The 20,961-nt window shown below is 66.4% G+C and carries 13 protein-coding genes and 5 pseudogenes; 2 read left to right on the top strand and 16 right to left on the bottom strand.

Going from position 1 to position 20,961, the window contains the following annotated elements:
- The first annotated feature begins 25 nt into the window (after positions 1-25).
- Together DPM13_RS14295 and DPM13_RS14290 are read left to right on the top strand one after the other, a co-directional pair.
- On the top strand, positions 26-2,305 hold the full coding sequence (locus tag DPM13_RS14295) for an NADP-dependent malic enzyme (RefSeq protein WP_112888255.1): 2,280 nt from the start codon (positions 26-28) through the stop codon (positions 2,303-2,305).
- 223 nt (positions 2,306-2,528) lie between these two features.
- Positions 2,529-4,431, top strand: a pseudogene (locus tag DPM13_RS14290) (propionyl-CoA synthetase).
- A gap of 89 nt (positions 4,432-4,520) precedes the next feature.
- Here the strand turns inward: DPM13_RS14290 and aroA are convergent.
- The 16 genes and pseudogenes from aroA to DPM13_RS14210 all read right to left on the bottom strand — a co-directional run.
- Positions 4,521-5,840, bottom strand: a pseudogene (aroA, locus tag DPM13_RS14285) (3-phosphoshikimate 1-carboxyvinyltransferase); the annotation flags it as partial.
- A gap of 69 nt (positions 5,841-5,909) precedes the next feature.
- Complete coding sequence (trmB, locus tag DPM13_RS14280; RefSeq protein WP_028718188.1) at positions 5,910-6,620, bottom strand: tRNA (guanine(46)-N(7))-methyltransferase TrmB; 711 nt, start codon at positions 6,618-6,620, stop codon at positions 5,910-5,912.
- 36 nt (positions 6,621-6,656) lie between these two features.
- A pseudogene (locus tag DPM13_RS14275) lies at positions 6,657-8,332 on the bottom strand (ribonuclease J).
- Positions 8,325-9,104, bottom strand: coding sequence for a type III pantothenate kinase (locus DPM13_RS14270; RefSeq protein ID WP_080622087.1), 780 nt, complete (start codon positions 9,102-9,104; stop codon positions 8,325-8,327). Before DPM13_RS14270 ends, DPM13_RS14275 begins: the two are co-directional and overlap by 8 nt.
- Before the next feature lies 1 nt (position 9,105).
- A pseudogene (locus DPM13_RS14265) lies at positions 9,106-9,862 on the bottom strand (biotin--[acetyl-CoA-carboxylase] ligase).
- Positions 9,855-11,357 (bottom strand): NADH-quinone oxidoreductase subunit NuoN, encoded by a 1,503-nt coding sequence (gene nuoN, locus DPM13_RS14260; protein ID WP_051577693.1) that lies wholly within the window; start codon positions 11,355-11,357, stop codon positions 9,855-9,857. Before nuoN ends, DPM13_RS14265 begins: the two are co-directional and overlap by 8 nt.
- Before the next feature lie 10 nt (positions 11,358-11,367).
- Positions 11,368-12,909 carry an NADH-quinone oxidoreductase subunit M gene (locus DPM13_RS14255; RefSeq protein ID WP_112888254.1) on the bottom strand — a complete coding sequence of 514 codons (1,542 nt, stop codon included), beginning with the start codon at positions 12,907-12,909 and terminating at the stop codon, positions 11,368-11,370.
- A 1-nt stretch (position 12,910) separates the two neighbouring features.
- On the bottom strand, positions 12,911-15,043 hold the full coding sequence (gene nuoL / locus DPM13_RS14250; protein ID WP_112888253.1) for an NADH-quinone oxidoreductase subunit L: 2,133 nt from the start codon (positions 15,041-15,043) through the stop codon (positions 12,911-12,913).
- Positions 15,044-15,049: 6 nt separating this feature from the next.
- The gene (gene nuoK / locus DPM13_RS14245) at positions 15,050-15,355 is read right to left on the bottom strand and encodes an NADH-quinone oxidoreductase subunit NuoK (protein WP_028718194.1); all 306 of its coding nucleotides are present in this window, start codon (positions 15,353-15,355) and stop codon (positions 15,050-15,052) included.
- Positions 15,356-15,455: 100 nt separating this feature from the next.
- The gene (locus tag DPM13_RS14240; RefSeq protein ID WP_028718195.1) at positions 15,456-16,058 is read right to left on the bottom strand and encodes an NADH-quinone oxidoreductase subunit J; all 603 of its coding nucleotides are present in this window, start codon (positions 16,056-16,058) and stop codon (positions 15,456-15,458) included.
- A complete protein-coding gene (locus DPM13_RS14235) occupies positions 16,055-16,459 on the bottom strand; it encodes a carboxymuconolactone decarboxylase family protein (RefSeq protein WP_028718196.1) in 405 nt (134 codons plus the stop codon). Before DPM13_RS14235 ends, DPM13_RS14240 begins: the two co-directional genes overlap by 4 nt.
- The gene (gene nuoI, locus DPM13_RS14230) at positions 16,456-16,947 is read right to left on the bottom strand and encodes an NADH-quinone oxidoreductase subunit NuoI (protein WP_028718197.1); all 492 of its coding nucleotides are present in this window, start codon (positions 16,945-16,947) and stop codon (positions 16,456-16,458) included. Before nuoI ends, DPM13_RS14235 begins: the two co-directional genes overlap by 4 nt.
- Complete coding sequence (locus DPM13_RS14225) at positions 16,947-17,129, bottom strand: hypothetical protein (RefSeq protein WP_028718198.1); 183 nt, start codon at positions 17,127-17,129, stop codon at positions 16,947-16,949. The genes nuoI and DPM13_RS14225 overlap by 1 nt, the downstream gene beginning before the upstream one ends.
- A 2-nt stretch (positions 17,130-17,131) precedes the next feature.
- Positions 17,132-18,169 (bottom strand): NADH-quinone oxidoreductase subunit NuoH, encoded by a 1,038-nt coding sequence (gene nuoH / locus DPM13_RS14220; RefSeq protein ID WP_028718199.1) that lies wholly within the window; start codon positions 18,167-18,169, stop codon positions 17,132-17,134.
- A gap of 18 nt (positions 18,170-18,187) precedes the next feature.
- The gene (locus DPM13_RS14215) at positions 18,188-18,973 is read right to left on the bottom strand and encodes a hypothetical protein (RefSeq protein WP_112888252.1); all 786 of its coding nucleotides are present in this window, start codon (positions 18,971-18,973) and stop codon (positions 18,188-18,190) included.
- A 7-nt stretch (positions 18,974-18,980) separates the two neighbouring features.
- A pseudogene (locus DPM13_RS14210) lies at positions 18,981-20,807 on the bottom strand (molybdopterin-dependent oxidoreductase); the annotation flags it as partial.
- Between the last annotated feature and the right edge of the window lie 154 nt (positions 20,808-20,961).

The raw sequence follows: 20,961 nt of genomic DNA, 5'->3' as shown, positions 1-20,961 counted from the left end.
GAACCATCTATGAGGAGGTCGGCAGATGGAAGAACGCAGGCAGGATAGCGCACGGCAGGCGGCGCTGGATTATCACGAATTTCCGCGCCCCGGTAAGCTTGAGGTGCGGGCCACGAAACCGCTTGCGAACGGCCGCGACCTGAGCCGCGCCTATTCCCCCGGCGTCGCCGAGGCCTGCCTGGAAATCAAGGCCGATCCCGCGACCGCCGCCCGCTATACCGCGCGCGGGAACCTGGTGGCGGTCGTCTCGAACGGCACCGCCGTCCTGGGTCTGGGCAACATCGGCGCGCTGGCCAGCAAGCCGGTGATGGAGGGCAAGGCGGTCCTGTTCAAGAAATTCGCCAACATCGACTGCTTCGACATCGAACTGGACCAGCCCGACCCCGAAAAGCTGGCCGAGATCGTCTGCGCGCTGGAACCCAGCTTCGGCGCCATCAACCTTGAGGACATCAAGGCCCCCGACTGCTTCATCGTCGAAAAGATCTGCCGCGAGCGGATGAACATCCCGGTCTTTCACGACGACCAGCACGGCACCGCCATCGTGGTCGGCGCGGCGGCCACCAACGCGCTGCACATCGCGGGCAAGCGGTTCGACCAGATCAAGGTCGTCTCGACCGGCGGCGGCGCGGCCGGCATCGCCTGCCTGAACATGCTGCTGAAGCTGGGCGTGAAACGCGAGAACGTCTGGCTTTGCGACATCGCGGGCCTCGTCTACGAAGGCCGCACCGAACAGATGACCCCGCAAAAGGCGGAATACGCCCAGACGACCGACCTGCGCAGCCTGGATCAGGTGATCGCGGGCGCCGACCTGTTCCTGGGCCTGTCCGGTCCGGGCGTGCTGACGCCCGAGATGGTCGCGAAGATGGCCCCGCGCCCGATCATCTTTGCCCTGGCGAACCCCACGCCCGAGATCCTGCCCGAGGACGTGCGCGCCGTCGCGCCCGACGCGATCATCGCCACCGGCCGGTCGGACTATCCGAACCAGGTCAACAACGTGCTATGCTTTCCCTTCATCTTCCGCGGCGCGCTGGACGTGGGTGCGACCACCATCAACGACGAGATGCAACTGGCCTGCATCGAGGGGATCGCGGCGCTGGCCCGCGCCACCACCAGCGCCGAGGCGGCGATGGCCTATCGGGGCGAGACGCTGACCTTTGGCGCCGACTACCTGATCCCGAAGCCCTTCGACCCACGGTTGATCGGCGTGGTCTCGACCGCCGTCGCCAAGGCCGCGATGGAAACCAGCGTCGCGACCCGGCCGCTCGAGGATATCAACGCCTACAAGCGCAAGCTGGACGGCTCGGTCTTCCGCTCGGCCCTGATCATGCGCCCGGTGTTCGAGGCGGCGGCGACGGTCAAGCGCCGCATCGTCTTCGCCGAGGGCGAGGACGAACGCGTGCTGCGCGCGGCCAACGCCATGCTTGAGGAAACGACCGATGCGCCGATCCTGATCGGTCGCCCCGAGGTCATCGAGATGCGCGCCGAACGCGCCGGCCTGCCGATCCGCCCCGGCCGCGACTTCGAGATCGTGAACCCCGAAAACGACCCCCGCTATCGCGATTACTGGGGCACCTATCACGAACTGATGGCCCGGCGCGGCGTGACGCCCGAGGTGGCGCGCGCCATCATGCGCACCAACACCACCGCCATCGGCGCCGTGATGGTTCATCGGGACGAGGCCGACAGCCTGATCTGCGGCACCTTCGGCCAGTATTCCTGGCACCTGAACTATATCAACCAGGTGCTGGCGCGCGACGGGCTGCGGCCGCAGGGCGCGCTGTCGCTGATGATCCTCGAGGACGGGCCGCTGTTCATCGCCGACACGCAGGTGAACCATGTGCCCTCGCCCGAACAGATCGCCGAGATCACCTGCGGCGCCGCCCGCCATGTCCGCCGCTTCGGCCTGGCGCCCAAGATCGCGCTGTGCTGCCATTCGCAGTTCGGCAACCTCGATACCGACTCCGGCAAGCGGATGCGCGAGGCCATGGCTATCCTGGAAGCGCGCGAGGTCGATTTCACCTTCGAGGGCGAGATGCACGTCGATGCCGCGCTGGACCCTGCGGTCCGCGAACGCCTGATGCCGCACAGCCGGCTTGAGGGCGCCGCCAACGTCCTGATCTTCGGCGGAACCGACGCCGCCTCGGGCGTCAGGAACGCGCTGAAGCTCAAGGCGAACGGGCTCGAGGTCGGGCCGATCCTGATGGGGATGGGCAACAAGGCGCATATCGTGACGCCCTCGATCACCACGCGGGGCCTTTTGAACATGAGCGTGCTGGCCGGCACCCCGGTCGGGCACTACGGCTGACGAATCGGCCATGGCGCGGCGGGACCTTCCGCCGCGCCGCGGCATTCCATTTTGCAAAAGCAGCATCCGGCCCCGGCGGCTGTCGCCAAAGCGGCGCCTGTTTGCAAAACTTCGCCCCAAGGCCCGGAACCTTCTGCATAATCCTGACCTGGGTTGCCGCTAACATCCTTGCGGGATCGCCCTGCCCGGCCCTAGATCGTCCTGTCTGACGGGGGAGGGACACATGGGCTATCGCGAGGTTTACGCCGACTGGCAGGCCGATCCGGAGCGGTTCTGGATGCAGGCCGCCGAGGCCATCGACTGGGTGGAAAAGCCGTCGAAGGCGCTGTTCGACGACCGCGCGCCGATCTACGAATGGTTTTCGGACGGGATGGTGAACGCCTGCTGGAACGCGGTGGACCGCCATGTCCTGGCCGGGCGCGGCAACCAGGTCGCGATCATGCACGAAAGCCCGGTCACGCTGTCGACCAAGGGCATCACCTATGCCCAGTTGCAAAAGCGCGTGGCCACCTTGGCCGGGGCGCTGCGCATGCGCGGCGTGGAAAAGGGCGACCGCGTCATCATCTACATGCCGATGATTCCCGAAGCGCTCGAGGCGATGCTGGCCTGCGCGCGGCTGGGTGCCATCCACTCGGTCGTGTTCGGCGGCTTCGCGGCGCATGAACTCGCCGTCAGGATCGACGATTGCCAGCCCAAGGCGATCATCGCGGCCTCCTGCGGGCTGGAGCCGAACCGGGTGGTGCATTACAAGCCCCTGCTGGACGCCGCCATCGACCAGGCCACCCACAAGCCCGAGTTCTGCGTCATCTTCCAGCGCGAGGAAGAGGTCGCCAAGTTGGTCGAAGGCCGCGACTTTGCCTGGCACGGCTTTCAATACGGCGTGAAGCCCGCCGATTGCGTCCCGGTCGAGGGCAACCATCCGGCCTATATCCTTTACACCTCGGGCACGACCGGCCAGCCCAAGGGGGTGGTGCGCCACACCGCCGGCCACCTGGTCGCGCTGCAATGGTCGATGACGAACATCTACAACATCGGCGCCGGCGACCGGTTCTGGGCGGCGTCCGACGTGGGCTGGGTCGTGGGCCACAGCTATATCTGCTATGGTCCGCTGATCGCCGGCGCGACCACCGTGGTGTTCGAGGGCAAGCCCGTGGGCACGCCCCATCCCGGCGTCTTCTGGCGCACGATCCAGAACAACCGGATCAAAAGCTTCTTCACCGCGCCCACCGCGCTGCGCGCCATCCGGCGCGAGGACCCGAATGGCGAATGGATCAAGCGCTACAAGCTGCACGACCTGCAGGCGCTGTTCCTGGCCGGCGAGCGCGCCGATCCCGACACCGTGGAATGGGCGCAAAAGCACCTGGGCGTGCCGGTGGTCGACCACTGGTGGCAGACCGAGACCGGCTGGGCCATCGCGGCCAATCCCATCGGGATCGAGGTGCTGCCGACCAAGCCCGGCAGCCCCTCGGTGCCGTGCCGGGCTATGACGTGCAGGCCTGGACGAGGGCGGCAATCCGGTCCCGCCCGGCACGCTGGGCGCCATCGCGATCCGGCTGCCGCTGCCGCCCGGCACCCTGCCGACGCTGTGGAACGCCGAGGACCGGTTTCGCAAGAGCTATCTCGAGCATTTCCCCGGCCATTACGAAACCGGCGACGCGGGCTATGTCGACGAGGACGGTTATCTCTATATCATGGCCCGCACCGATGACGTCATCAACGTCGCCGGCCACCGCCTGTCCACCGGCGCGATGGAGGAGGTGCTGGCCAGCCATCCCGCCGTCGCCGAATGCGCGGTGATCGGCGTTTCGGACCGGCTCAAGGGGCAGGCGCCGCTGGGCTTTCTGTGCCTGAAGGCCGGAGTCGAGACGCCGCACGACCAGATCGTGCGCGACGTGGTGGCCCTGGTCCGCGACCGCATCGGCCCGGTCGCCGCGTTCAAGTCCGCCTGTGTCGTGAACCGCCTGCCCAAGACCCGCTCGGGCAAGATCCTGCGCGCGACCATGGGCAAGATCGCCGACGCCGAACCCTTCAAGACCCCCGCCACCATCGAGGACCCGGCCGTCCTGGATGAGATCCGCGAGGCGCTGACATTGCTTGGCTATCCCGAAGCGGGTAGGACGGGCTGATCCGCCGCGGTTGCAGCCGTCGCTGATGGTACTTGCCGATGCGGACAAAGCTGCCGGGGTGCGGACGCCCGGAGTTTAGCCGATCTGACCGCGCCCAGCCCCTGCATCAGCGGCAGGAAGTCGGGGAACGACGTGGCGATCGGGCTGCCGTCATCCACCGCGATCGCCTGGTCCGAGGCGAGCCCCGCCACCAGGAAGGACATCGCGATCCGGTGGTCCAGGTGGGTGGCGCAGGATGCTCCGCCCGGCAGGCCGCCCTGGCCGTGGACGGTCATGGTGTCGGGGGTGTCGTCGACCACCGCGCCGTTCGCGCGCAGCCCCACGGCCATCGCGTCAATCCGGTCGCTTTCCTTGACCCGCAGCTCATGGACGCCCTGCATCACCGTCGCCCCTTGGGCAAAGCAGGCGACGACCGAGAGGATCGGGAATTCGTCGATCATGCTGGCGGCGCGTTCAGCGGGCACGGTCACGCCCGTCAGCGCGGAATGGCGCACCAGCAGGTCGGCGACCGGCTCGCCCCCCTCCTCGCGCGGGTTTTCGAAGGTGATGTCGGCGCCCATTTCCAGCAGCGTCACATACAGCCCGTCGCGGGTCGGGTTGCGGCTGACGCCGGGCACCCGGATTTCCGATCCCGGCACGATCAGCGCCGCCGCCACGGGAAAGGCGGCGCTGGAGGGATCGCGCGGCACGGCAACCGGCTGGGGTTTCAATTCGGGCCGACCCGTCAGGGTGATGACGCGGCCCTCCTCGGCCACCTCGGTCGTGATGGTGGCGCCGAACCCCGCCAGCATCCGCTCGGTATGGTCGCGCGTCGGCTCGGATTCGATCACCACGGTTTCACCCGGCGCGTTCAGCCCGGCCAGCAGCACCGCCGACTTGATCTGCGCGCTGGCGACCGGCGTCTTGTAGCGAACCGGCACGGGATCGGCGGCGCCCCGGATCGTCACCGGCAGGCGCTTGCCTTCGCGCGCGGTGATTTCGGCGCCGAACAGTTCCAGCGGATCGGTGACCCGGCCCATCGGGCGGCGCGAGAGGCTGGCGTCGCCGGTGAAGGTGGCAGAGATCGGCGTCGTCGCCATGGCGCCCATGATCAGGCGCACGCCGGTTCCCGAATTGCCGCAGTCGATCACGCCCTCGGGCTCGGCAAAGCCGCCGACGCCGACGCCGTTGACCTTCCATTCGCCGGTTCCCAGCCGCTCGACCGTGGCGCCGAAGGCCTGCATCGCCTTCGCCGTGTCCAGCACGTCCTGGCCCTCCAGCAGGCCGGTGATATGGGTCTCGCCCACCGAGAGCGCCCCCAGGATCAGCGCGCGGTGGCTGATCGACTTGTCGCCCGGCACATTGGCCGTGCCCGAAAGCGGGCCCGAGCGGCGCGCGGTCATCGGCATCGGTTCGGCGGAATGTGACATGGCGGGCCCCCTTCATGCGTGTCGCGCAGCGGTGATAGCGGTCACGGGGCGCGGGTGCAATGCGGCGGATCAGCCCCGGCGCCGGAAGGTGACGTAATGCGGCGCCCGCCCCTCGCGCAGGGCCTTCTGTTCATAGCGGGTGCTGATCCAGTCCTCCCAGGGCTCGGGCCCCTCGGCCACCAGGTCGAAGCCGGCGGGCGGCACCTCCTCCAGCGTCTGGCGGATATAGTCGGGGATGTCCGAGACGACGCGGAACTCGGCCCCGGTTTTCATCACCCGCGCCAGCGGCAGCAGATGTTCGGGCGTGACGAACCGCCGGCGGTGATGGCGCGCCTTGGGCCAGGGGTCAGGATAGTTCAGGAACGCCTTGCTGATCGAGGCATCGGGCAGCACGTCCATCAGGTCGCGCGCATCGCCCGGATGCACGCTGACATTGCTGACGCCCGCGTTGCGGATCTTGCCCAGAAGCATCGCCACGCCGTTGATGAAAGGCTCGCAGCCGATGATGCCGATGCCGGGATAGCGGGCGGCCATGTGGACCATGTGCTCGCCCCCGCCGAAGCCGACCTCCAGCCACACAGGCCGGTCGTCGCCGAAGATGGTGGCGGGATCGACAGGCGTGCGGCCGGGGTTTTCCTGCACCGTGATGCCGCGCGGGCGCAGTTCTCCGAGATCCTCGGAGAGATAGCCCTTTTGCGACTGGCGCAGGGTCTTGCCATGGCGCCGGCCATAGAAGTTGCGGCGCGGCGGGTTGGGGTCGAATTCGGTCTTCTCGGTCATGCGGGGGCTTTGCCCGGCCCCCGCCGCGAGGTCAAGTCATTCCGCCGCGAGGCGCGAGATGATGACGGTGACCTCGGGTTTCTTGCCGATCTCCTCCATGGCGACCTGGCGGGTGATCTTGCGGATCGCCTCCTCCAGCCGGTCGTCGTCGCGCACGGTGCGGTCGTCGGCGCGCTCCAGGAACTCGGCCAGTTCGGCCTCGATGCTGCGGGCCAGGGGGACGCCGGCGCGCCCCGTCTCGGGCAGGCCCGAAAGCTCGACCCAGGCGTCGGGAAGCGGCGCGTCGTCCTCGTCCACGATGACCGAGACCATGGCCTGCCGTTCAGCGCCATGCGGATGCGGTCGCGCACGATGCCGTCCATCGCCCCGATCAGCACGGTGCCGTCCAGATACAGCCGGCCGGTGTCGATCTGGTCCACAACGCGGGGCTTGTCGCCGGACAGGTCCAGCATGGTGCCGTTGGTGGCAACGGCGGCGGCGATGCCCTTGCCCTCGGCCAGCTTGGCATGTTCGCGCAGGTGCATGTGTTCGCCATGCATCGGGATCACGATCTGCGGCTTCAGCAGATCGTGCACCGCCTGGATGTCGGGCCGGTTCGCGTGACCCGAGACGTGATAGGTGCCGTCATCGGCATCGAACAGGTCCACGCCCAGTTCGGAAAGCTGGTTCATGATACGGATCACGCCGCGTTCGTTGCCCGGGATGGTGCGCGACGAGAACAGGAAGCTGTCGCCCTCGCGCAGCTGGATGCCCAGGTAGCGGCCGCGCGAAAGCTGCGCGCTGGCGGCGCGGCGTTCGCCCTGGCTGCCGGTCACGATCAGCATCACCTTGTCGCGCGGCATCTCGGCCGCTTCCTCGGGGCTGATGACCGGGGGAAAGCTGGTCAGGATGCCGGTTTCGATGGCCACCGTCACCATGCGGCGCATGGCGCGCCCCAGAAGGCAGATCCTGCGCCCCGAGGCGATGCCGGCATCGGCCAGCGTCTTGAGCCGGGCGAGGTTGCTGGCAAAGGTCGTCGCCACCACCATCTGCTTCTGGCTGGTCACGAAATCCAGCAGGGGATTGGCCAGGATCGCCTCGGACCGGCCGGGGTGTGGGGTGAAGACGTTCGTGGAATCGCAGGTCAGAACCTTGATGCCCTGCCCTTCGTTCGCAATCTCGTGCCACATGATGGGGTCGAAGGCCTCGCCCACCACGGGCGTGCCGTCCAGCTTGAAATCGCCCGTGTGCACGATCCGCCCCGCCGGCGTATCGATGATCAGGGCCGAGCTTTCCGGGATCGAATGGCTGACCGGCACGAACTGCACCTGGAAGGGACCGGCGGTCACCACCTCTGGGCGCGGGGCGTGGATGTGCAGCGCGTCGGCGGGCTGGCCCATCTCCTCGAGCTTCAGCCGGGCCAGCGCGCCGGTGAAGCGGCGGCAATGCACGGGCTTTTGCAGCTTGGGCCACAACAGGCCCAGGGCGCCGACATGATCTTCGTGCCCGTGGGTGATGAAGATCGCCTCGATCCGGTCGCGGTTGGTCTCGAGCCAGGCGACATCGGCCATGATCAGGTCGATCCCCGGCGCGCTGTCCATGTCGCCAAAGGTCACGCCCAGGTCGACGACGATCAGCCGCTCGCGCCCCGGCTCGCCATAGCCATAGACATAGGCGTTCATGCCGATTTCGCCCGCGCCGCCCAGCGGCAGATAAATCAGGCGCTCAGCCATGGCCCATCTCCTTGTTGTAGTCGTGGATTAGACGCAGACCATGCATGGTCAGGTCGTCATCGATCGCGTCGAACAGATCCGACCCCTGATCGAATAGCGGGGCAAGCCCGCCGGTGGCAATGACCTTCATCGAGCGGCCCCGTTCCTCGCGGATCTTTTCGACGATGCCCTGCACAAGGCCGATGTAGCCCCAGAAGATGCCCGACTGGATGCAGGCCACGGTGTTGGTGCCGATCACCTTGCCCGGCATGGTCACGTCGACATGCGGCAGGCTGGCCGCGCCCGAGTGCAGCGCCTCGAGCGACAGGTTCACGCCCGGAGAGATGACACCGCCGACATAGGCCCCGTCCGTGTCCACCACGTCGAAGGTGGTGGCGGTGCCGAAATCCACCACGATCAGGTCCGGCCCGTGCCGGTCGAAGGCGCCGACCGTATTCACCAGCCGGTCGGGCCCGACGACCGTGCCCTGGTCCACCCGCGGTGCCGTCGGCAGCAGGCAGTCCGGCTTGCCCACGACCAGCGGGCGGGTGTCGAAATAGCGGTTGCAGAGCACCCGAAGGTTGAAGACGACCCGCGGCACGGTCGAGCTGATGATGCAGTCGCTGATCGGCAGGTCCAGCTTTTGCAGCGACATCAGCGTGGACAGCCAGACGAAATATTCGTCCGCGGTGCGGCGATGGTCGGTCGCGATGCGCCAGAGCGCCCGGAACTGCGCCCCGTCCCAGACCGAAAAGACGGTGTTGGTGTTGCCGGTGTCGATGCAAAGCAGCATGTCAGCCCTCGAAGAACACGTCCGCCGCGGGCAGCACCTGGCGCCCGGCGGGGGTTTTCAGGATCAGCGCGCCGCTGTCGTCGATACCCTCGAAGATGCCCTGCGCCTGGGCCCTGCCGGTGCGGGCGACGATGGGCTCGCCCAGGCGGGCGGCGCGCGCCAGCCAGGCGTTGCGGATCGGCGGGAAGCCCCAGGTCTCAAGCTGCGCCAGCCAGCGGGCAAAGGCCGGGGCCAGCAGGTCCAGGAAATCCTCGGGCGCGGTGCGAAACCCCGTCTCGCCCAGGACCGAAACCGGGGTGATGGCCCCGGGCTCGATCGTGCCGGTGTCGGGAACGGCGGCCAGGTTCACGCCGATGCCCACCGCCACGGCCGTGACCTGCCCGCCCGAGCCGGCGCTTTCCAGCAGGATGCCCGCAACCTTGCCGCCGTTCAGCGACATCGTTCGGCCATTTGATCGCCAGCCGCGCCGCCGGCCCGCAGGCGTCGGTCAGCGCATCATGCAACGCCAGCGCGGCGACAAAGGAAAGCTGCGCCGCCGCCTGCGGTCCGCCGCCAGGACGCAGGACCAGCGTGCCCGCGAAATTGCCCGCCGGCATGACCCAGGCGCGCCCGCGCCGGCCCCGGCCCGCGACCTGTTCATGCGCCATGATCCAGGCCGGGCCGGTCAGCGACGGCGCCAGTTGCAGTCCCGCGGCATTGGTGCTGTCGGTGCGGGCCAGGACATGCCGGGCCACGCCCTCGGGCCAGGGATCACTCAACGGGTACGGGCTCGACCGACGGCGGCAGCGCAACAGGCTGCTGATCGCCCAGCACGGGCGCAACCAGCGTTTCCGCAGCGCGTCCGGCCGCCGCATCGACGCCGAACATGCTGACCGCCCCCAGCACCATGGCCGCGGCCGGCACCATCAGCGCCAGGTACTGCACCGCGCCCATGCGCGAGGTGACGCCCTGCCCTTCGGCACCGAAGTACATGTAATAGACGATCCGCAGGTAATAGAACGCCCCGATGACCGAGGCGATGACGCCCGCGACCGCCAGCCAGCCCAGGCCAGCATCGACTGCGGCGTTCAGCACACCGAACTTGGCAAAGAAGCCAAGCGTCGGCGGCACGCCCGCCAGGCTGAACATCAGCACCAGCACGGCCAACGCCTTGGTGGGCTCGGACCAGGCGAAGCGGTTCAGCGAGGCGAGGTCCGTGACCGGCACGCCGTCGCGTTCCAGCGACAGGATGAAGGCAAAGCTGCCGACGTTCATCACCGCATAGATGGTCATGTAAAGCAGCATCGCCTGCACGCCCACCGCCGAACCCGCGGCCAGCCCGACCAGCGCGAATCCCATGTGCGCGATCGAGGAATAGGCCATCAGGCGCTTGACGTTGGTCTGCCCGATCCCGGCGATCGAGCCCAGGAACATCGACATGACGGCAAGCGCCGCGATGATCTGGGTCCAGTCGCCGACGGCCTGGCCGAAGGCGTCGAACACCAGCCGCGCGATCAGCGCCATGGCCGCGACCTTCGGCGCGGTGGCAAAGAAGGCGGTGACGGGCGTCGGCGAGCCTTCGTAGACGTCGGGCGTCCACATGTGGAAGGGCACGGCCGAGACCTTGAAGGCCAGACCGACCAGCATGAAGACCAGCCCGAACAGCACGCCCAGCGACAGGTGGCCGGCGCTGAGCGTGGTGATGATGCCGGCAAAGCTGGTGGTGCCGGCAAAGCCGTAGACCAGCGAGGCGCCGTAAAGCAGGATGCCCGAGCTGAGCGAGCCGAGGACGAAATACTTCAGCCCCGCCTCGGACGAGCGCACCGAGTCGCGGCGCATGGCGGCGACGACGTAAAGCGCCAGCGACTGCAGCTCCAGCCCCATGTAAAGCGTCAGCAGATCGCCCGCCGACACCATCAGCATCATGCCGATGACCGACAGCGTCACGATGATCGGAAACTCGAACCGCAGCATGTTGCGGCGCTGCATGTAATCCGCGCTCATCGCCATGACGGCGCTGGCCGCGACCAGCATCACCACCTTGGCAAAGCGCGAGAAGCCGTCGTCGATGAACATGCCGTGGAAGGCCGCAAGGTCGTCGCGCCCCCCCAGCCCCACCATCGCGGCGGCGATCAGAAAGGCCGCGACCGTCGCCCAGAGCAGCGTGGACGCCAGCCGGTCCTTGCCCAGATAGGCCCCGGCCAGCAGCGCCAGCAGGGCGTAAAGGGCCAGCAGCGCCTCGGGCAGAATGGTCGAGAAATCGAGCGAGGTCATCCTTGCCCCCTTAGTGACTGGCCGCAGTCGCGGCGGTTTCGACCGCCGGCTGGCTCTGGTTGTAGTGGTTCAGCAGGTTCGCGACAGCCGGTCCGGTCACGTCGGTCGCAAGCCGGGGATAGATGCCCAGGATCAGCGTCATGGCGACCAAGGGCACGAAGATCCACTTCTCGCGCGGGGTCAGGTCCGTGATGGACTTGAGGCTTTCCTTGACCAGTTCGCCGAAGGTCACGCGGCGGTAAAGCCACAGCGCATAGCCGGCCGAGAAGATGACCCCGGTCGTCGCCACCAGCGCGGCCCAGGTGTTGGCCTTGAAGGCCCCCATCAGCGTCAGGAATTCGCCGACGAAGCCCGAGGTGCCCGGCAGGCCGACGTTGGCCATGGTGAAGAACATGAAGATCGCCGCATAGGCCGGCATCCGGTTCACCAGGCCGCCATAGGCGTCGATCTCGCGCGTGTGCATCCGGTCATAGATGACGCCCACGCACAGGAACAGCGCGCCCGAAATGAAGCCGTGCGACAGCATCTGGAAGATGGCGCCGTCGACACCCACCTGGTTCGCCGCAAAGATCCCCATGGTCACATAGCCCATGTGCGCGACGGACGAATAGGCGATGACCTTCTTCATGTCCGACTGCACCAGCGCCACCAGCGAGGTGTAGACGATGGCGATGGCCGACAGCCAGAACACCACCGGCTGCATGATGTCCGAGGCGACCGGGAACATCGGCAGGCTGAAGCGCAGGAAGCCGTAGCCCCCCATCTTCAGCAGCACCGCAGCCAGCAGGACCGAACCGGCGGTCGGCGCCTGGACGTGGGCGTCGGGCAGCCAGGTGTGGACCGGCCACATCGGCATCTTGACCGCGAAGCTGGCAAAGAAGGCCAGGAACAGCAGCATCTGCATGCCGCCGATCACGCTGATGCCCAGCAGGCGGAACGTCTCGGACGGGAAGTCGAAGGTCAGCAGCGTCGGAATGTCGGTGGTGCCCGCCATGCGATACATGGCAATCATCGCGACCAGCATCAGGACCGAGCCGAGGAAGGTGTACAGGAAGAACTTGAAGGACGCATAGATGCGATCCTTGCCGCCCCAGATCCCGATGATCAGGAACATGGGGATCAGCCCCGCCTCGAAGAACAGGTAGAACAGCACCAGGTCCAGCGCGGTGAACACGCCGATCATCAGCCCTTCCAGCACCAGGAAGGCGATCATGTATTCCTTGACCTTCACCTCGACCTCCCATGTCGAGAGAATGGTCAGGGGCATCATGAAGGTGGTCAGGGCCACGAACAGGACCGAGATCCCGTCCACGCCCATCTTGTAGCGCAGGCCCATGATCCAGGCGTGATCCTCGACGAACTGAAAGCCGGTGTTGGCCGGATCGAAGCCGAAAAGCACGAAAAGCGAGATCAGGAAGGTGGCCGTCGTGGTCAGCAGCGCCAGCCACTTGGCATTGCGGGCCGCCGCCTCGTCCTGGCCGCGCAGGAACAGGGCCATGATCCCCGCCGCGACGATGGGCAGGAAGGTGATGATGGAAAGAAGGTTCGTCATGTCAGTGCGCGCCCCGCATCATCACCCAGATCAGCAAGCCCACGATGCCGAGGACCATCGCGAAGGCATAGTGGAACAGATAGCCCGATTGCACCCGGACCGCGGCGCGGGTCAGCCAGGGGACCACGCCCATCGCCACCCCGTTGATCGTGCCGTCGATGGTCGAGCCGTCGCCCCGTTTCCACAGGAAGCGACCCAGCCACAGCGCCGGACGCACGAAGATGAAATTGTAGATCTCGTCGAAATACCATTTGTTCAGCAGGAACTGGTACAGCGCCGGCTGCGCCCGGGCCAGCCGCACCGGCAGGTCGGGGCTGCGGATATAGAACAGCCAGGCGGTGCCAAACCCGATCAGCATGGCGATGAAGGGCGAGACCTTGACCCAGGCGGGGGCGTGGTGCGCCTCGTCCATGACGTGGTTGTCGGGGTGCATGTAGATCGCGCCCCCGACCGGCGCCGCGACGGCCGCAGGGGCCGCCTCGGCATGGCCGTCCACGGCCGCCGGAGTTTCGGTCGCTGCAATCGCCTCGGTCGTGGCGGCGGGCTCGGCATGGACGGGCGCCTCGGCCGTGGCATGGCCTTCGGCCGCGCCCTCGGCGTGATGCTCGGCGCCGGCGATGTGGAAATACTCCACCACCTTGTGGTGGTCGCCGAAGAACGGCCCGTACCACACCATGCCCGAGAAGATCGCCCCGATCGCCAGCACGCCCAGCGGCACGGTCATCACCGGCGGGCTTTCATGCGCATGGTCATGCGTGTGATGATCGCCCCGCGGCTTGCCGTAGAAAGTCATGAAGATCAGCCGCCAGGAATAGAAGCTGGTGAAGCAGGCTGCGACCACCAGCAGGATAAAGGCATAGGAACTGCCGACATAGGCGCTTTCGATCACCGCGTCCTTGGACAGGAAGCCGGCGAAGCCGATATGCGTCAGCGGGATGCCCACGCCGGTGATGGCGAAGGTTCCGATCATCATGGCCCAGAAGGTCAGGGGAATCTTCTTCCGCAGCCCGCCATAGTTCCGCATGTCCTGTTCGTGGTGCATCGCATGGATGACCGAGCCGGCGCCCAGGAACAGCATCGCCTTGAAGAAGGCATGCGTCAGCAGGTGGAACATGGCCACCGAATAGACGCCCACCCCGGCCGCGACGAACATGTAGCCCAGCTGCGAACAGGTCGAATAGGCGATCACGCGCTTGATGTCGTTCTGCACCAGGCCCACGGTCGCGGCGAAGAACGCCGTGGTCGCGCCGATGATGACGATGAAATGCTTGGTCTCGGTCGCGAATTCATACAGCGGCGACATCCGGCAGACCAGGAACACGCCCGCCGTCACCATGGTCGCGGCGTGGATCAGCGCCGAAACCGGGGTCGGGCCCTCCATCGCGTCCGGCAGCCAGGTGTGCAGGAACAGCTGCGCCGACTTGCCCATCGCGCCGATGAACAGCAGGAAGGCCAGCAGGTTCGTCACGCTCCAGTCGCGCCACAGGAAATGCATGGTCTCGGTCGCCATGGCGGGGATCTGGGCAAAGATCTCGTCGAACTGGATCGTGCCGGTCACCCAGTAGAGCCCGAAGATCCCCAGCAGGAAGCCGAAATCGCCGACCCGGTTCACGATGAAGGCCTTCATCGCCGCCGCGCCCGCCGACTGTTTCTTGTAGTAGAAGCCGATCAGCAGGTAGGACGCGACCCCCACCCCTTCCCAGCCGAAGAACATCTGCAGCAGGTTGTCCGCCGTCACCAGCATCAGCATGGCGAAAGTGAAGAAGGACAGATAGGCAAAGAAGCGCGCCTTGTAATGCGCGTGATGGCCGAAGTTCTCGTCATGGGCCATGTAGCCCAGCGAATAGGTGTGGACCAGCGCCGATACCGTGGTGACCACGATCAGCATGATGACGGTCAGCCGGTCGATGCGGATGGCCCATTCCGAATGGAAATCGCCGGTCACGACCCAGTCGAGCACCGGGATGTGCCGCGTCACCCCGTCGAAGGACAGGAACAGGTACCAGCTGAGCAGGCAGCTGAGGAACAGGATGCCCGTGGTCAGAAGCTGCGCGGCCTTTTCGCCGATCATGCGCCAGCCGAAGCCAGCCAGCAGCGAGCCCACAAGGGGCGCAAAGAGGACGATCTTTTCCATGCCGTCTTAGCCCTTCATCACGTTGACGTCTTCCACCGCGATGGTGCCGCGGTTTCGGAAGAAGACGACCAGGATCGCCAGGCCGATCGCGGCCTCGGCGGCGGCGACGGTCAGGATGAACATGGTGAACACCTGACCCGCCAGGTCGCCCAGATGCGCCGAAAAGGCCACGAAGTTGATGTTCACCGACAGAAGTATCAGTTCGATCGACATCAGGATGATGATGACGTTCTTTCGGTTCACGAAGATGCCGAAAATGCCGGTGACGAACATGATCGCCCCCACGACTAGATAATGAGTCAATCCGATCATCGTCCTGTCCCTCCGGGCTGTTTCACCCGCCGAAGTATCCGTTTGCTGTAAGGACCGCGCGGTCGCGGTCCCGATGGCTATCGCGGTCAGCAGGCCGCGTTCAAAGGCCCTGCCCGGGTTTCACGTCCCGCAGTTCCATCGTCTTGGCCGGGTCGCGCCACATCTGTTCCAGCACGTTCTGGCGCTTGACGTCCCGGCGGTGGCGCATGGTCAGAAGGATCGCGCCGATCATCGCGACCAGCAGCACCAGGCCCGAGATCTGGAACATCAGCAGGTAGCGGTCGTAAAGCACCAGGCCAAGGCCCGCGGTGTTCTGGACCCCCTCGACCACCGGGGCGACGCGCAGTTCGGCCGCGGTCTCGGCCGGGGTCCAGCCGGAGAAGGCGATGCCAAGCTGCGCGAGCAGCACGACCGCGATCACCAGCGCCAGCGGCAGGTAGCGCGCCAGTTCGCCCTTGAGTTCGGCGAAGTCCACGTCCAGCATCATCACGACGAACAGGAACAGCACCGCCACCGCGCCGACATAGACGACGATCAGCAGCATCGCCACGAATTCGGCGCCCTGCAGGATGAACAGCCCAGAGGCGGAAAAGAACGCCAGGATCAGCCACAGGACCGAGTGGACGGGGTTTCGACCGATCACGACCATGAAGCCCGCGACGCAGGCGCAGATCGCGAACAGGTAGAATGCAAAGGTCATCATTCCTCGTCCTCCTCGGCATAGACGCTTTGGGCGATTTCCAGCGCCTTCTGCATCGCGGGCAGCCCGCCGAACATGCTCATCTGATAGATCGTCTCGGCGATCTCGCGTTTCGTTGCACCCGCCGACAGGGCCTGGCGGATCGTCAGGCGCAGCTGCGGCTCGGCCAGGGCACCCTGGACGGTGATCGCGCCGATGGTCAGCAGCAGGCGCGTCTTGGCGTCCAGCCCCTCGCGGTTGAAGGTCTTGCCGAACCACATCTCCAGCATGTCGGCCGGCATGATCGGCACCATCTTTTCCAGCGCACGCATGTCGAAATGTTCGAGCGCGGGATTCCACGCCCGCGCCATTTCCTGGCTCTGGGCCAGCATCTGCGCGAAAAGCTTGGTGAACGGATCACTCATCGGTAGGGCGCGTCCATCTGAAGGTTGCGGGCGATCTCTGCCTCCCACCGGGCGCCGTTGTCCAGCAGCTTCTGCTTGTCGTAGAACAGCTCTTCGCGGGTCTCGGTGGCGTATTCGAAGTTCGGCCCCTCGACGATGGCATCGACCGGGCAGGCCTCCTGGCAGAAGCCGCAGTAGATGCATTTCGTCATGTCGAGGTCATAGCGCGTCGTCCGGCGCGAGCCGTCCTCGCGCGGTTCGGCGTCGATAGTGATGGCCTGGGCCGGGCAGATCGCCTCGCACAGCTTGCAGGCGATGCAGCGTTCCTCGCCGTTGGGGTAGCGGCGCAGCGCGTGTTCGCCCCGGAAGCGTGGAGAAAGCGGGCCCTTTTCGTGGGGGTAGTTCAGCGTCGGCTTGGGCGACACGAAATAGCGCATCCCCAGGCCGAAACCCTTGATGAAGTCCCACATCAGGAAATACTTGGTCGCCCGCGCGAAGTCGAAGGCCATCAGAAACGCTCCCCTTCCTTCGGGGCGGCAAAGCGGTCGAAGGCGGCGACATAGTCCCGGATCCGGGCACTGTCCTGCGCCTGTTCCGCGCTGTCCAGGTTGTTGGCCAGGAAATGCGCCAGTTCCACCTTGTCGGCCTCACTGGCTGCGGCAAGAGCCTCGGCTAGCTTGTTGGAATACATGGTTATCCTCCGATTGCCCAGCGGGCCCAGAAGCCGCCCAGCACTTCGTAGCGGGCAAGAATTGCGATCAGGACGACCCAGCCCAGCGACAGGGGCAGGAACACTTTCCAGCCAATGCGCATCAGCTGGTCGTAGCGATAGCGGGGCACGATCGCCTTGACCATGGCGAACATGTAGAACCAGAACCACATCTTGATGACCATCCACCACCAGCCGTCGGCGATGAACGGCACCGGCGACAGCCAGCCGCCGAAGAACAGAAGCGACAGCAGCGCGCACATCAGATAGATGGCGATATATTCGCCCGCCATGAACAAAAGGTAAGGCGTGGATGAATATTCGACCATGTGGCCGGCGACCAGTTCGGATTCCGCCTCGGCCAGGTCGAAGGGCGGGCGGTTCGTCTCCGCCAGCGCCGAGACGAAGAACAGCACGACCATCGGCAGGTGCGGCAGCCAGTACCAGTTCAACAGGCCCCAGTCGCCCTTCTGCGCGTGCACGATATGCGTCAGGTTCATTGACCCGGTTGAGATGATGATGCCGATGATGATCAGCCCCATCGACACCTCGTAGGAGATCATCTGCGAAGCCGAGCGCAGCGAGGCCAGGAAGGGATATTTCGAGTTCGAGGCCCAGCCGCCCATGATCGAGCCATAGACCTCGAGCGAGGAGGCGGCGAAGACGAACAGGATGCCGACGTTGATGTTCGCCATGACCCAGCCTTCGTCGAAGGGGATCACGACAAAGGCGAACAGCGCCAGCATCATCGACAGGAACGGCGCCAGGAAGAAGATGAACTTGTCGGCGCCGGCCGGGATGACGATTTCCTTGACGATGTATTTCAGCGCATCGGCAAAGGTCTGCAGCAGGCCCCAGGGGCCGACCACGTTCGGGCCCCGGCGCATCTGGACCGCCGCCCAGATCTTGCGGTCGCCGTAGACCATGAAGATCAGCGACCCCATGACAAAGGCGATGACCGCCAGCCCCTGCAGCAGCAGGCTGAGCGCGAAACCATAGGGCGTTGCCCAGAATTCAGCCATGATCCGTCATCCCTTCCGTCACGCCGCGGGAATGCCGCGCGCCTTGCACTCCTGCAAGGTGTCTTTCGTTGTCATCACCGTCAGCCCCATCGGCTTCTTTTCCGAAAGGGTAAAGACCGAGCCGACGATCATCTTGCCATTGCGCTTGTCGCTCAGCGTACGGACGTGGCGCGCATAGGTCGCGCCCTTGCTTTCCGCCCAAGTGGCCAGCGCGCATGTGGCATAGGCGAAGGCGGTGCCGGCGTCCACCCCACCGCTAAGATTTGCCGTCACTTCGACCAGACTGTTCCCGCGCCGCAGGGTGCTGTCATAGCTGCGCACGGCGGCGCCGCGGAAATCCTCGGGCTTGGCTTCGAAGGTCGGCGGCAGGTTCAGCCGCAGCGGCTGGGTCCGCGCCTTGAACGCGGCCAGCGCCTTTTCCTGCGCGGTGGGTCCGCGGCGCCCCACGGGCCCCATCGGCGCGACCCCGCCCAGGTCCAGGCCCAGGTTCTCGTTCAGCATCGCCAGGTCCGCTTCCGACACGGCAAAGGCGTCGCGTCCGCCAGGGGTGTCCAGCGCCACCTCGGACACCGAGCCGTCGGGCTCGAGAATCAGGATGTCCCCCGACTTGGTCGAGATGCGCGCACGGGACAGCACCTTCTTGCCCGGCGCACCGGCGTCGCTGTGCAGCACGGCGACGTTCAGGGCCTGGGGCTTGTCCTTGGGACGGCCGTCGTCACGCGCCGGCGGCTCGGCCGGTGCGCAGGCCGCCAGCACCGCCGAGGCGACGCCGATCCCGACCAGTCTGGAAAGGACGCGATTCATGCCGTGGTTACTCCGCTGCCATCGCCGGCGCCCGGCGCTCTGCTGCCATTGCCGAAAGCTCGCCCATCAGGGGCGACGAGCGCGCAATCGGGTTCGTCAGGTAGAAATCCTTGATCGCAAGGCGGAAATTCGCGCTGCCCATGTCAAGGCGGGTCAGCGCCTGCCATTCATTGACCGGCACGCGGTCGATCTGGGCCAGATGCGGCACCGCCTGAACCAGCGCCCGGCGCAGGCCCGCCAGGCTGTCCCAAGGCAGAGTGGCGCCCAGCTCGGCCGAAAGCGCCCGCAGGATCGCCCAGTTCTCTTTCCCCTCGCCTGGCGCGAAATTCGCGCGCATGGCCAGTTGCGGCCGGCCCTCGGTGTTGACGAACAACCCGTTTTCCTCGGTGTAGCAGGCGCCGGGCAGGATGATGTCGGCACGATGCGCGCCGCGGTCGCCGTGGCTGCCCTGATAGATCACCACAGGGCCGGGGGCGATGTCGACCTCGTCCGCGCCCAGGTTGTAGATGACTTCGGCCCCCTCGATGGCGGCGGTCAGCCCGCCCTCGGTCACGGCGCCCACGTCCATCGCACCGACGCGGGCCGCGGCGGTGTGCAGGACCAGCAGCTTGCAGTCGCCCAGTTCGCAGATGCGCATGGCGTTGGCGAGCACCGCTTCGCCGTCGGCCTCGCGCAGGGCGCCCTGGCCGACGATGACGATGCCGGGGGTGCCCTCCTTGTTCGACAGATCTTCGTCCAGCAGCTTCGCCAGCGCGGCGCGGTCATTGCCGAAATGGTGGTAACCATAGGTCAGGTCGACCGCCTCGCCCACCAGCGCGACCTGCGCGCCATGCGCCCAGGCCTTGCGGATGCGGGCGTTCAGCACCGGCGCTTCCTCGCGCGGGTTGGTCCGATCAGCAGGATGCGCTTGGCCGAGTCGATGTCGGCGATCGTCGCGGTCCCGACATAGGCCGAGCGGTTGCCGGCCGGCAGCCGTGCGCCATCGGTGCGGCATTCCACCTTGCCACCCAGGCCCTCGACCAGCTGCTTCAGGCTGAAGGCCGCCTCGACCGGGGCAAGGTCGCCGACCAGGCCCGCAACCTTGCGCCCCGTCATCGCCGAGGCCGCAGCCGCCAGCGCCTCGGGCCAGGAGGCCGGGCGCAGCTTGCCGTTTTCGCGGATATAGGGCCGGTCAAGGCGCTGCCGGCGCAGCCCGTCCCAGACGAAGCGGGTCTTGTCGCTGATCCACTCCTCGTTCACGCCGTCATGGTTGCGCGGCAGGATGCGCATGACCTCGCGCCCCTTGGTGTCGACGCGGATGTTCGAGCCCAGGGCGTCCATCACGTCGATGGATTCAGTCTTGCTCAGCTCCCATGGGCGGGCGGTGAAGGCATAGGGCGCTGACCAGTTCGCCCACAGCGAAAAGTCGTTGACGTTGGCGCTGGCGAAGATGATCGACAGCGTCTGGTTCAGGTACTGGTGATCGACAGCCCATAGGCCGCGGCCTTTCTGGCCCATCGGGTGATGCCCGCGACCTCGGTCGTGAAGCGGCGCAGCGGGTGCAGCTGATGCAGCGCGTCATGTGGGTTTCGACCAGCGGACCCAGGTTCAGGTCCTCGGACGCGCGCTTGGGTTCGCGATAGCGGGAAAAGTCGATGCCATAGGCCATCGCCTGGTCCTGCAGGTCGCATTCCCCGCCCTGGTCGCAGATCGGGCAATCCAGCGGGTGGTTGATGAGCAGGAACTCCATCACCCCCTCGCGGGCCTTCTTGACCATGGGCGACTTGGTGCGGATCTCGGAAGGCGCGCCTTCGGGGCCGGGGCGCAGGGCCTCGAGCAGGATGGCGCAGGACGCGGGAGAATGGCAGGCCTGCCAAGGGCCAGGCGCATACGGAGTGGGAGAGATAGGACAGAGCCCTTAGCTCGAAGCGCGGCACCTCATAACGTTCAGGACGGGAAGTGAGGCGCAAGCCGAATCCCCATCTGAACCCAGCCACCCCGTCGATCGA

Origin of the sequence: Paracoccus mutanolyticus (assembly GCF_003285265.1) — a bacterium.
Lineage (GTDB): Bacteria > Pseudomonadota > Alphaproteobacteria > Rhodobacterales > Rhodobacteraceae > Paracoccus > Paracoccus yeei.
The sequence above is the reverse complement of the archived record's forward strand: the minus strand, read 5'-3'. Positions and strand labels throughout refer to the sequence as shown.